Genomic DNA, 10,848 nt, shown 5'->3' with positions numbered 1-10,848 from the left:
GGGCGTCGCGAAGAGCGCGCGCCACACCAGCGCCTACCTGGAAAGCGGGCCCGCGGGCGCGACCCCGATCGTCTTCGTCCACGGCTGGCCCGAGCTTTCGATCTCGTGGCGCCATCAGCTTCCGGTGTTCGGCGGGCTGGGCTTCCATGCGGTGGCGCCCGACATGCGCGGCTACGGCCGTTCCAGCGTCTACCCGCGGCACGAGGACTACGCCGTGCGCGAGTCGACGCGGGACATGATCGAACTGCTGGATCACCTCGGCGCCGAGAAGGCGGTGTGGGTGGGCCACGACTGGGGTGCGCCGGTGGTCTGGAGCCTGGCGCAGCAGCATCCCGACCGCTGCCACGGCGTCGCCAGCCTCTGCGTGCCCTACATCCCGGACGGCTTTTCGCCGGAGAACCTCGTGCCGCTGGTGAACCGCGAGGTCTACCCGCAGGCGCAGTTCCCGGTCGGCCAGTGGGACTACATGTACTTCTACCGCGAGAACTTCGCGGCGGCCTGCGCCGGGTTCGACGCGAACCCGCGGGCGTTCGTGAAGCTGGCGTTCCGGGCGGGCGGCCCCGCGGGCAAGGGCCAGCCGGCCGGCACGGCCTTCACCCGCGCCAACGGCGGCTGGTTCGGCGGCGGCGGGCCGCCCGACGTGCCGCGCGACGAGACGGTGCTGACGCAGGCCGACGAGGACGCCTATGCCGAGGGGCTGGCGCGCAACGGCTTCTTCGGCCCCGACAGTTGGTACATGAACGGCGCGGCCAACGTCGCCTATGCCGCGGAAGCGAAGAGCCCGCGCATCGGGATTCCTGCGCTCTTCCTGCACGGCGCCTACGACTACGTCTGCGAGACGATGGACTCGCGCCTGGCCGAGCCGATGCGCGCGGCGTGCGCCGACCTCACCGAGGCCGTCGTCGAGAGCGGCCACTGGATGGCCCAGGAGAAACCCCGCGAGGTGAACGCCCACCTGGCGCGCTGGCTGGCGGCGCGGCTGCCGGAGGTGTGGACCCCCTGATCCGCTCATTCCGGCGCATGCGGGGACCCAGACTCGTTCTCTGGGGCTTCGGATGGTCGGGTGGTGAAGGAGCAAGCCTGGGTCCCCGCATGCGCGGGGATGAGCGGGGTCAGTTTTCTCCCCGCTCCGCCTCCCAGGCCTTCACGACGCTCTTCCTGGCGATCTTGCGGAAGCGGCGCTCCAGGAAGGCGCGGAACGAGCCGGGGTGCAGGTGCGCGATCCGGGCGAGCACGCTGGGGTAGTCCTTGTAGTGGGGCGTGAAGTGGAAGGTCTGCGGGTCGGCCTCCATCAGCATCTCGCGCTCGTCGTGCGGCACGTCGACGAGGACGACGCTGTCGTCCTCGGCGCGCAGGCGCGTGAAGAATTTGCCGTTCACCTTGAACGAGGGCCGGCCATAGCTCACGCCCTCTTCGGCGCCGGGGAAGCCGAGCGCGATCTCGCGCATCTCGTCGCGGGTCATGCGGCCAGCATGGCGCCGGCCGCACGCCGCGCAAAGCCTGCCTGGAGCGCGCTGCGTGATTCGGGAATCAGACAGCGCGCTCCAGGTTTTTGATTGCGCATCGTTATCGCCGAAAACCGGCGGCCACTTTTCGGCACGATGCTCTAGCGGCCGTTCAAGATCGTGTGAGCGTTGCGATTCTGCGCCCAGGCTTCTTCGGTCGAGGCGGGGTCCAGCGGCTGCTCCTTGCCGTAGGAGACGGTCTGCATCCGGTTGGCCGCGACGCCCTGGGCCGCGAGGTAGTCGCGCGCGGCCGCGGCGCGACGGGCGCCGAGGGCGAGGTTGTACTCGCGGGTGCCGCGTTCGTCGGTCGATCCGGCGATGAGGACGGGACCGTCGTTGCGCGCGAGCCACGCGGCCTGCCGCTGCAGCGTGTCGCGCGCGGCGCCCTCGAGGCCGTGGCTGTCGAAGGCGAAGAACACGCGGTCGCCGGCCTCGGCGGCGAAGGCGGCCTGGCCGGTCGCCGGCAGTCGCCCGGCGCTCGGGCCGCCCCCGGTCGGCGGGGTCGGGGTGTCGGGCGCGCCGGCCGAAGGAGCCTCGGCGAGGCCCGAGCCCGGCGGTGTCTTGGTTTTCGTGGCGCAGGCGGCGAGCGAGAGCGCCGCGGCGGCGAGGACGAGGTGTCGTGTGGTGATCATGGGCCGAACACGCCGCCTGGCTTCACCGTGGGCAAGTATAAGAGACTTATAAGTCCGCCGCCCCCGTCCTCTCCGCCTGCGTCGCGGGAGGGGCGGGGAGGCGTCAGTACGCCAGCGCCACGCCGTCCTTGCGCATCTCGGTGGCGGCGGCGTAGCGCCCCGGCCAGCGCTGGATGGCCTGGTAGCCGCCGTAGCCGCCGGGGGCGGGCTTGAAGGTCCAGCCGATCCTGGCGAGTTCGGCCTTGGTCTTGTCGGGTACGCCGCTCTCCAGGTTGAGCACGCCGGGCTGGCCCAGGTCTTCGCCGGTCGGCTCCATGCCGCCGTCGTGGTGCCAGCGCGGCGAGTCGCCGGCCTCCTGCAGGCCCAGGCCGAAGTCGACGAGGTTCATGACGACCTGGCTCTGGCCCTGGGGCTGCATGTCGCCGCCCATGACGCCGAAGCTGAGGAGCGGAGCGCCGCCCTGGGTCGCGAACCCCGGGATGATGGTCTGGAAGGGCCGTTTGCCGGGCGCGTAGATGTTGGGGTGGCCGTCGGCGAGCGCGAACAGCTCGCCGCGGTCCTGGAACATGAAGCCCAGGCCGTCGGGGATCAGGCCCGAGCCCATGCCGCGGTAGTTCGACTGGATGATCGAGACCATCATCCCGTCGGCGTCGGCGGTGGTGAAGTAGGTCGTGTCCCCGTGGCTGGGCGCCTTGCCGGGGTAGACCATCGGGGCGATGCGGTTCGGCCTGATGAGCTTCGCGCGTTCCTGGGCGTACTCCTTCGAGAGCAGCCAATCGACCGGCTGCCTGTAGAAGGCGGGGTCGGCGTAGAAGCGGGCGCGGTCCTCGAACGCCAGGCGCTTGGCCTCGACGCCGTGATGGATGGCGGCGGCCGACTGGAAGCCCATCGCCTTCACGTCGAACTGGGCCAGGATGTGCAGCATCTGGAGCGTGACCAGGCCCTGGCTGTTGGGCGGCAGCGCCCAGACGTCGACGCCGCGATAGTCGATGGCGCGCGGCTCGACCCATTCGCTGTGGTGGGCGGCGAGGTCCTCGCGGGTCATCCAGCCGCCGATGCGCCTGAAGTAGCGTTCGATCCGCTCGGCGATCTCGCCCTCGTAGAAGGCGCGTCCGCCGCCCTCGGCGATCAGGCGGTAAGTATCGGCGAGGTCGGGGTTCCTGAAGATCTCGCCCTCGCGCGGGGTCTTGCCGTCGGGCGCCCAGAGCTTCCTGAAGTTGTCGACCTCCTCGATGCCGGCGTCGGGCCTGGTGAAGTTGCGGTTCGAGGCCTCGACGTAGAAGGCGGTGTTCTGGATCACCGGCGCGCCTTCCGTGGCGTGGCGGATGGCCGGCTGGAAGAGGTCCTTCCAGGGCAGCTTGCCGTAGCGCTGGTGCAGGCTCCACCAGGCGTCCACGGCGCCCGGGACGCTGACCGTGATCGCGCCGTAGGACGGCAGCATCCCGTTCGGCTTGGCGCGCTTGCGCACGGTCTCGAGGCTGAGGCCCCGGGGGCTGCGGCCCGAGCCGTTCAGGCCCACGACCTTCTTCTGCTTCGGGTCCCACAGCATGACGAAGCAGTCGCCGCCGATCCCGCAGGCGATGGGCTCGCCGAAGCCGAGGATGGCGTTGGCCGCGATGGCGGCGTCCACGGCCGAGCCGCCGGCCTTCAGGATCTCGACGGCGGCGAGCGTCGCCAGCGGGTGGGCGGTGGCCGCCGCGCCGTGGACGCCCCAGACGGCCGAGCGGCCGGCGAAGGTGGCGCCGTCGATCCGGTCGCCGATGCGCACGTCGGGCCGGTCGCGGTTGGGGTTCTCGGCCCGCGAGGTGGCCAGCGCCGGCGCGGCGGCGGCGACGGGCAGGGCGGCGAGGAAGGTGCGGCGGCGCATGGAGACTCCGGGAACTCGAGAGGCGCGCAGGTGTAGCAGGTTCTAGCCGAGGCGCGCGCTCGTGAAGCCGTAGCGCGCGAGGTAGGGGAAGTCGGCGACGTCCTGCGGCCAGGCGTCGCCCGCGACAGGGTTCATGGGCCAGGGCGGCGCGCCGTCGCAGGCGAGGAACGACACGTCGCCGCGCAGGGGCCGCTCGTCGAAGGCGGGCTTGGCCGGGCGGCCGGTGACGAACGGCGAGAAGAACCACCAGAGCCCGTAGCCCGCGGCCTCCAGGATCGCGCGGGTCTTGGCGACGGCGTTGGGTCGGTCCCTGGCGGCCTCGACCAGCCAGACCGGGCGGACCTCGTTCAGGAGCCGCGTCGCGCCCTGGAGCACGCGGGGCTCGAAGCCCTCGACGTCGACCTTCACGAAGCGGCAGGCGGGCGGCGCCAGCTCGTCCAGCGGCGCCATGCGGACGCGCTCGGTCACGGCGTGCTTGTCGTAGAGCGAGGCGGCGCCGGCGTTCTCCAGGTCGCCGAGCGGCGGCATCGGGACCTCGACCGTCCCGGCGGCCTCGCCCGCCGCCACGTTGAAGACCTCGACGTTCATGAGGTGGTTGGAGAGCGCGTTGGCGGCGAGGATATGGGCGATCTTGCGGTGCGCCTCGACCGCCACCACCCGCGCCTGCGGCCGCTGCGCCGCGAAGGGGAGTGCGATGGCCCCGATGTTGGCGCCCACGTCCAGGAGGTCGCCGTCGCAGGCCGCCAGGATCAGCTCCAGCTCGGGCCGCGCGAACTCGCCCGCTTCCCGCAGCGCGCGGCCCACCCCGCGGTCGGCGGCGGGGACCAGGAAGTTGAGGCCGTAGGCGCGGGTGACGTCGAGCATCGGCGCCGAGAGTGCGGGCAATCCCCGCGCGCCGCTACCCCTCGCTCCAGACCGCGAGTTCGTTGCCGGCGGGGTCGGTGAAGTGGAAGCGGCGGCCGCCGGGGAAGGCGAAGATGGGGCGGGTGATCTGGCCGCCGGCGGCGTTCACCCTGGCCTCCATGGCCTCGAGGTCGTGGGCGTAGAGGATGACCAGCGGGCGATCGACCGCGCCCTCGTCGGCGCTGGCGCTCTGGAAGCCGCCGTCGAGGCCCTCGTTGAAGGCGGCGTAGTCGGGACCGTAGTCGACGAACGCCCAGCCGAAGGCGGCCGTGTAGAAGCGCCTGGTGTCGGCGAGCTGGCGGCCGGGGAGCTCGATGTAGTCGACCTTGCCGTCTTCGCGCATGTGATCCTTTAAGTTCCTCGTTTGTTCCAACTAGGCCAGGGTCAGGGCAGAGTCCAGACCGCCGTCTTCTTGACCTCCATGTCCTCCAGCTCGCGGGTGGTCGGCACCTCGTACTGCGCCAGCTTCACGAGGCCCTCGCGGGGGAAGTAGCTGCGGCCGGGGTCGCCGATCAGGACCGCGGCGCCGGCCGCGCGCGCGGCGGCCAGCCAGGCCATGACGCGCTCGGCCAGCGGCTTTTCGTAGCAGATGTCGCCGGCCAGGATGACCTCGGCCCAGGCGGGCGGGGGCGCGTCGAGCAGGTCGGCGTCGGTGAAGCCGCAGGCGACGCCGTTGGCCTCGGCGTTCACCGCCAGGGCGGCGGCGCAGAAGGGGTCGATGTCGGCGGCCAGCACCCGCGCCGCGCCGGCCTTCGCCGCGGCGATGGCGACGATGCCCGAGCCGGACGCGAAGTCGATCACGCCCCGGCCGGCGACGACGGCCGGGTTGTCCAGGACGTAGCGGGCCAGCGCCTGGCCGCCGGCCCAGGCGAAGGCCCAGAACGGCGGCGGCAGGCCGATCTCCGACAGCGCCTCCTCGGTCATCTTCCAGATCGGGGTGATCTCGTCGGCGAGGCGCAGCGTGAGTTCGGGCGTGTGCGGAGGCCGTTGCGGGCGCGTGTTGTCGAGGATGAACTGGCGGCGGTCGGCGATCATTGGCGGGGGTGTAGCCGACGCGCTAGGCTGGGGCCATGCTGGCCGCCGACCCCAAAGCCGCCGAGGATCGCGTCCGCGCGCTGTGCCTGGCGTTGCCGCAGACGGGCGAGCGGATCAGCCACGGCATCCCGGCCTTCGACGTGGCGGGCAAGATGTTCGCCTACTTCCGCCACAACCACCACGGCGACGGGATGACGGTGGTCTGCGTCAAGACGTCGGGCCGCGACGAGCAGGAGATGCTCTGGGAGGCCGACCCCGCCACCTATTCCAGGCCGGCCTACCTCTGGCCGGGCGGCTGGGTGGCGGTGGCGCTGGCTGAGGCGGACTGGGCGCTCGTCGAGGCGCGGCTGCGGACGAGCTGGACGCTGGCGGCGCCGAAGCGGCTGGCGGGCGCGCTGGGCGGAGGCGGGGACGGGCCGGTCGCTCAGGCCTCTTCCAGGCGCACGAACGCCAGGTCCGCGTAGTCGAGCAGCCACGCCAGGAACGAGGCCGCGGCTTCCTCGGTCTCGCCGGTCTCGTGGTTCATGCGCAGCACCGGGCCGTCGGACGGCCGGCGCCCGCCGGACCGCGGGCAGAGGAAGCCGTAGCGGTCGCCCATGCTGTCGGCAGCGAAGGCCACGAAGGCGTCGGGCGTCGCGGCGGTGCGGAAGGCGTCGAGGTGGGCGACGATGTCCGCCGGCGTCAGGAACGCGCTCACGTCGCCGAAGTCGGCGTCGGCCTCGACGATGCTGGCCAGCAGCGACGCGGTCGGGTTCGGCAGGCCGACGGCGACCAGGGCGTCATGGTAGGCGGCGGGGAACAGCCGGCCGATGCGGTACTCCGCGATGGCGAGGTCGCCGGGGTCTACCGTCGCCGGCGGACAGGCCTCGTCGCCCCACTTGGTCGCGAACCGCTGCAGGGCGAGCTGCGAGGGCGTCACTGGATGGCGGTGCGGACGACGCCGCGCTCCTCCGGCGTGAGGTTGCCGCCGGTGTCCTGGTCGGCGGGTCTCGACGACGCCAGCCGCAGCACATCGAGGTAGCTGGGCGCCGTCAGCATGCCGGGCAGCACGCCCTTCTGCTTCAGGAGCCGGTGCGTGCGGGGCAGATTGTAGCAGGGCACATGCATGAACATGTGATGTTCGCAGTGGTAGTTCACATAGTAGGGCGCCAGGAACATGCGCTCGAGGATGTTGGCGTGCGTCGTGCGCGCGTGGCGCAGCGGGTCGGGCTCGTCCTTGGCCACGCAGGCGTGCTCGGCGATGTTGCGCAGGCGGGTGATCATCGGGAGCCACGTCGCCGACGGCAGCCACCACAGCACGAACCACGCCCATCCGTAGCCGAAGGGCGCGGTGACGGCGATGGTGGCGATCGCGCCCAGGAAGAACTTCGGCCGCGACGTCACGAACCGCGCCAGGATCGAGAGCGCGCTCTCGCCCGGCTTGCGCTCGCGGATGCGCCGGATGAGCGGGGCCCAGCGCTGCTTGAAGTGGGTCTGGCCGGTCAGGTCGCGGACGATCTTGCGGCGCAGGCTGACGCGGGAGATCGGGAAGGGGGCCGAGAGGCCCAGGTCCGGATCCTCGGCCTGCTGGGCGAACTTGTGATGGCCCAGGTGATAGGTGCGGTACTGCACCAGGCCGCCGGGCGTGAAGGTCTCGCCGACCCAGTCGTTGACCTTGAGGTTCGGGTGCAGCGCGCCGTGGGCGGCGTCGTGCATCAGTATGGCGAGGCCGAGCTGGCGGGCGCCGATGATCATGACCGCCAGCGGGATGGTGATCGGCCACGCCATCGCCATGGCGGCCGCGGCGAAGATCACCGCCCAGCCGTGGGCCATCAGCGCCAGGCCCTTCCACGACGACCGGGCCGAGAGGGGCGCCCACTCGGCGGGGCTGAAGTAGTCCTTGGGGGCGACGCGGGCGGCGGCGGCCATCAGCGGTCTCCAGTGCGGGGTGTGTCGTTGCGGGGTTCGGGGCGCAGCAGGGCGGTCATCTCGTCGACCGCCTCGGCGATGGTGGCCTCGGTGGCGCCTTCGCGCAGCGCGACCCCGAGGGCGAGCGTCCAGAAGCGCCGCGCGACGGTGGCGCTGTCGGTGGCCTGCGCCCAGCCGCGCCGGGCGCGGGTCTCGGCGTAGGCGCGGTCGCCCTCGGCGTGCAGGCGCTCGAAGGTGCGGTCCACCAGCGGCCTGAGGTCCTGGCGCCGCCGCGTGAGCGAGAGCGCCTCGACGAAGAGCGCGAGGCCCGGCGAGCCGATCACGGTCTCGACCAGGCGGCGGTTGTAGCGCGAGCCGCTCGGGGCCCCGGCGGCGGCCTGCTCGGCCTGGCGGGCGACGTAGAGCATCTCGCGGCAGGCGGCTTCGACGAACAGCGCTTCCTTGGTGCGGAAGTAGTAGGTGACCTGGCTGGGATAGGCGCCGGCCGCCGTGGCGATCTCGGCGACGGAGACGCCCGAAAGCCCGCTGGCCTTGAAGAGCTCGACCGCGGCGTCCAGCAGGCGCGAGCGCATCCGCCGGCCGGGCTCGCGCACGGCTCGGACGTCGGCGATGGCCTCGGCGCTCGTCATGCCTTGTTTGTATGACATACAAGAACGGGAGTCAAAGCGCCTCGCTCGCCCCGGCGTCGGCGGCGGGCAGCCGGGCGGCGCGCGCGCGTCTGCAAGCTCTACCAGTGCGAGTAGGGTTCCCCTCGTGCGCGATTTTGTCGCCGCATCTTTTCGCCGCGTCGTCACGACGCGGTCACCCCGCTAGGCGAGGCTCCGGCAGCTTGTGGGAGTGTGCGTATGAGCCGGGGATTGCTCGACGGACTGATGCGGTTGATGGGTCGGAAGCGACGCCCGAAAGGCATGGCGCTGCCGGGCTGGGCGGCGAAGCGTTAGGCGGCAGGCCGCGGGCAGGCCACGGCCCCGGTCTAGCGGAACGCGCCGACGGCGAGCGCCAGGAACAGGATCGCGCCGGCCCAGGTGTTGGACCGGAACAGCCTGAGCGCCAGGACCGGGTCGGTGGTCTTCACGCGGCGCGCCTGGAGGCCGAGGTGGACGGCGAAGGCGAAGAGCGCCAGGTCGTAGGGAAGGCCCAGGCCCCCCGCCGCGCCGGCCACGAACGCGGCGGCCACGGCCACCAGGTAGAAGCCCGCCACGGCGCGCGGCGCCCTGTCGCCCAGCTTGCGGGCCGAGGACTTCACGCCGGCCAGGGCGTCGTCCTCCAGGTCCTGGATCGCGTAGATCGTGTCGTAGCCCAGGGTCCAGAAGATCCCCGAGAGGTAGAGGAAGCCGGCCGCGTAGCCGAGCCGGCCGGTGTCCAGATAGAAGAAGTCCTGCGTCTGATACTGCCACGCGGCGGCGAGCGCCGAGGTTCCGGTCGCGGCGGCGTAGCCCATCAGGGCGCCCCAGTTGAACGTCAGCCCCAGCCACGCCTGCGGCCACCAGGTGATCCGCTTCATGAACGGGTAGATGGCCACCAGCGCCAGCGAGCCGACGCCCAGCGCGATGGCCAGTGGCGACAGGCAGAGCAGGATGACGAGCGAGACCAGGCTGCACGCGACGACGTAGGCCCACGCGCCCTTCACGCCGATCTGGCCCGAGGCGACGGGGCGCCCCGCGGTGCGGGCGACCCTGGCGTCGATGTCGCGGTCGACGATGTCGTTGTAGGCGCAGCCCGCCGCGCGCATCAGCGCCGCGCCGAGCAAGAACAGGATCAGCAGTTGCAGGTTCGGCAACCGTCCCTGCTCGGCCGCCGCCAGCGCGATCCCTTGCCAGCCGGGCAGCATCAGCAGCCAGATCCCCGTCGGCCGGTCGAATCGCCCGAGCTTCAGCCATGGCCGCAGCACCGCAGGGGCATGGCGATCGACCCAGTTGGTCGGCGCGGCGTCGGGGAGCGGGGCGGTCGAGGTCATGACGCGCGTTCTACGCACCTTCGGCGAGATCGTCGCGGACGCGGGCAACTTGATTCATCCGCCGGTGCAGCACGCCGACGATACCAACGTCGCCGTTCGCCAGGACGCGCCAGTAGATCGTGTGGGACTCGCAGCGACAGGCGTAGCCTTGCGCCCCCAACTCGGCGGAAAGCGGCCGCCACGGGAAGTCGCGCGGCGATCGCGTGGAAGCGCTCATGCAGGCCACGCAGGTAGCGGTCGGCCTGAGCGGCGCCCCATCGCAGGCCGGCATCGAGATAGATGTCGTCGACCCGATGCTCGGCGCCCGGCAGGATTTCGGAGGCGGCTCACCGGGATCGGGCGAGGCGCTCACGACCGCGCCGGATCACGTCCTCGACGTCCATCAGCGGCACGAACGCGTCGTCCGGCGCGGCGAAGGCGGCGTGCAGCTCGGCTTTCAACCGCTCGAACTTGACCTGGTCGACCCGTTCCATGTCGCGGCGGATGAGGTCGCGGACGTACTCGCTGACGTACTCGTACACGCCGTCCTCGCCCACATTGTCGGCCACGAACTCGCGCAGCGCGCCGCTGACATGGACGTTGAGCGTCATCGGCTTGGACATCGCACGTCTCCATTGTCCACAACATAAGGGATACATCACGCGAGGAAGGGGGTGTGGCCTGGCCGCAACCCCGCCGGACGATGCGCGAACAGCGGTCCGCGCTTGCTTGACCGTGCATGACGCCCCGCCTAGCTTGAGGGTCTTCGAGGCTCGAACGGGAGGGTCAGCATGGCAGTGTCTGCTTCGCCGAAACTCCGGTTGCGCCTCGGACCGCCGCCGCCGCTCCGTTAAGTCCGAGCCGCTTCGCTCCGTGGCCTGCGCGGCCACCAGAGCGAAGCGATCCCGCGCGACCCCAAGCTTCCTCCGATCCGCGGTCCTCCGGGCGCTTCGCCGCCCGCAGCGCCCGTCACGTCAGACACCCCGTTCCGCCCCGGCCCGTGCGCGCTCCCCGGATGGAGCCCCGGTCCGGCGCCCTGCATTCGAGACCGAACATGACCAC

14 protein-coding genes are annotated in these 10,848 nt (G+C 71.7%); 2 read left to right on the top strand and 12 right to left on the bottom strand.

Annotated features, from left to right (window positions below; all coding sequences use genetic code 11):
- Window positions 1–1,003 (top strand): alpha/beta hydrolase (locus JNL41_RS21275; protein ID WP_293478208.1); only part of this gene is annotated, 1,003 nt, incomplete at its 5' end.
- Between the two features lie 109 nt (window positions 1,004–1,112).
- On the opposite strand, the gene JNL41_RS21270 is transcribed toward JNL41_RS21275, so the two are convergent.
- From JNL41_RS21270 to JNL41_RS21245, 6 genes are all read right to left on the bottom strand, one after another.
- The gene (locus tag JNL41_RS21270) at window positions 1,113–1,463 is read right to left on the bottom strand and encodes an MmcQ/YjbR family DNA-binding protein (RefSeq protein ID WP_293478206.1); all 351 of its coding nucleotides are present in this window, start codon (window positions 1,461–1,463) and stop codon (window positions 1,113–1,115) included.
- A gap of 143 nt (window positions 1,464–1,606) precedes the next feature.
- Window positions 1,607–2,137, bottom strand: a complete 531-nt coding sequence (locus tag JNL41_RS21265; protein WP_293478204.1) for an OmpA family protein — start codon at window positions 2,135–2,137, stop codon at window positions 1,607–1,609.
- 103 nt (window positions 2,138–2,240) lie between these two features.
- A complete protein-coding gene (locus JNL41_RS21260; protein WP_293478202.1) occupies window positions 2,241–4,004 on the bottom strand; it encodes a gamma-glutamyltransferase family protein in 1,764 nt (587 codons plus the stop codon).
- Window positions 4,005–4,046: 42 nt separating this feature from the next.
- Complete coding sequence (locus tag JNL41_RS21255; protein WP_293478200.1) at window positions 4,047–4,889, bottom strand: FkbM family methyltransferase; 843 nt, start codon at window positions 4,887–4,889, stop codon at window positions 4,047–4,049.
- 13 nt (window positions 4,890–4,902) lie between these two features.
- Window positions 4,903–5,250 (bottom strand): VOC family protein, encoded by a 348-nt coding sequence (locus tag JNL41_RS21250; protein ID WP_293478198.1) that lies wholly within the window; start codon window positions 5,248–5,250, stop codon window positions 4,903–4,905.
- 41 nt (window positions 5,251–5,291) lie between these two features.
- Window positions 5,292–5,942 carry a 50S ribosomal protein L11 methyltransferase gene (locus tag JNL41_RS21245; protein WP_293478196.1) on the bottom strand — a complete coding sequence of 217 codons (651 nt, stop codon included), beginning with the start codon at window positions 5,940–5,942 and terminating at the stop codon, window positions 5,292–5,294.
- A 35-nt stretch (window positions 5,943–5,977) separates the two neighbouring features.
- Here JNL41_RS21245 and JNL41_RS21240 point away from each other — a divergent pair, with 35 nt between their 5' ends.
- Complete coding sequence (locus tag JNL41_RS21240) at window positions 5,978–6,406, top strand: MmcQ/YjbR family DNA-binding protein (protein WP_293478194.1); 429 nt, start codon at window positions 5,978–5,980, stop codon at window positions 6,404–6,406.
- On the opposite strand, the gene JNL41_RS21235 is transcribed toward JNL41_RS21240, so the two are convergent.
- The 6 genes from JNL41_RS21235 to JNL41_RS21210 all read right to left on the bottom strand — a co-directional run bounded on the left by JNL41_RS21235 (window position 6,367) and on the right by JNL41_RS21210 (window position 10,409).
- On the bottom strand, window positions 6,367–6,861 hold the full coding sequence (locus tag JNL41_RS21235) for an SMI1/KNR4 family protein (RefSeq protein WP_293478192.1): 495 nt from the start codon (window positions 6,859–6,861) through the stop codon (window positions 6,367–6,369). The two genes, JNL41_RS21240 and JNL41_RS21235, sit on opposite strands and share 40 nt — an antisense overlap.
- Window positions 6,858–7,850: a fatty acid desaturase family protein gene (locus JNL41_RS21230; protein WP_293478190.1), complete on the bottom strand. Its 993-nt coding sequence runs from the start codon at window positions 7,848–7,850 to the stop codon at window positions 6,858–6,860. The genes JNL41_RS21235 and JNL41_RS21230 overlap by 4 nt, the downstream gene beginning before the upstream one ends.
- Window positions 7,850–8,479 (bottom strand): TetR/AcrR family transcriptional regulator C-terminal domain-containing protein, encoded by a 630-nt coding sequence (locus JNL41_RS21225; protein WP_293478188.1) that lies wholly within the window; start codon window positions 8,477–8,479, stop codon window positions 7,850–7,852. The genes JNL41_RS21230 and JNL41_RS21225 overlap by 1 nt, the downstream gene beginning before the upstream one ends.
- A gap of 344 nt (window positions 8,480–8,823) precedes the next feature.
- Window positions 8,824–9,807, bottom strand: a complete 984-nt coding sequence (ubiA, locus tag JNL41_RS21220; protein ID WP_293478186.1) for a 4-hydroxybenzoate octaprenyltransferase — start codon at window positions 9,805–9,807, stop codon at window positions 8,824–8,826.
- A gap of 10 nt (window positions 9,808–9,817) precedes the next feature.
- Window positions 9,818–10,024: a hypothetical protein gene (locus JNL41_RS21215; protein ID WP_293478184.1), complete on the bottom strand. Its 207-nt coding sequence runs from the start codon at window positions 10,022–10,024 to the stop codon at window positions 9,818–9,820.
- 109 nt (window positions 10,025–10,133) lie between these two features.
- Entirely contained in the window at window positions 10,134–10,409 is a 276-nt protein-coding gene (locus JNL41_RS21210; protein WP_293478182.1) for an addiction module antitoxin, read from the bottom strand.
- Between the last annotated feature and the right edge of the window lie 439 nt (window positions 10,410–10,848).

Source organism: Phenylobacterium sp. (assembly GCF_016793285.1).
Taxonomy (GTDB): domain Bacteria; phylum Pseudomonadota; class Alphaproteobacteria; order Caulobacterales; family Caulobacteraceae; genus Phenylobacterium.
The sequence above is the reverse complement of the archived record's forward strand: the minus strand, read 5'-3'. Positions and strand labels throughout refer to the sequence as shown.

Coding starts and splice junctions, on each gene's coding strand:
- JNL41_RS21230 (WP_293478190.1), bottom strand. CDS start 7,850: ATGGCCGCCGCCGCCCGCGTCGCCCCCAAGGACTACTTCAGCCCCGCC.
- JNL41_RS21265 (WP_293478204.1), bottom strand. CDS start 2,137: ATGATCACCACACGACACCTCGTCCTCGCCGCCGCGGCGCTCTCGCTC.
- ubiA (WP_293478186.1), bottom strand. CDS start 9,807: ATGACCTCGACCGCCCCGCTCCCCGACGCCGCGCCGACCAACTGGGTC.
- JNL41_RS21240 (WP_293478194.1), top strand. CDS start 5,978: ATGCTGGCCGCCGACCCCAAAGCCGCCGAGGATCGCGTCCGCGCGCTG.
- JNL41_RS21270 (WP_293478206.1), bottom strand. CDS start 1,463: ATGACCCGCGACGAGATGCGCGAGATCGCGCTCGGCTTCCCCGGCGCC.
- JNL41_RS21260 (WP_293478202.1), bottom strand. CDS start 4,004: ATGCGCCGCCGCACCTTCCTCGCCGCCCTGCCCGTCGCCGCCGCCGCG.
- JNL41_RS21215 (WP_293478184.1), bottom strand. CDS start 10,024: ATGAGCGCTTCCACGCGATCGCCGCGCGACTTCCCGTGGCGGCCGCTT.
- JNL41_RS21250 (WP_293478198.1), bottom strand. CDS start 5,250: ATGCGCGAAGACGGCAAGGTCGACTACATCGAGCTCCCCGGCCGCCAG.
- JNL41_RS21225 (WP_293478188.1), bottom strand. CDS start 8,479: ATGACGAGCGCCGAGGCCATCGCCGACGTCCGAGCCGTGCGCGAGCCC.
- JNL41_RS21245 (WP_293478196.1), bottom strand. CDS start 5,942: ATGATCGCCGACCGCCGCCAGTTCATCCTCGACAACACGCGCCCGCAA.
- JNL41_RS21210 (WP_293478182.1), bottom strand. CDS start 10,409: ATGTCCAAGCCGATGACGCTCAACGTCCATGTCAGCGGCGCGCTGCGC.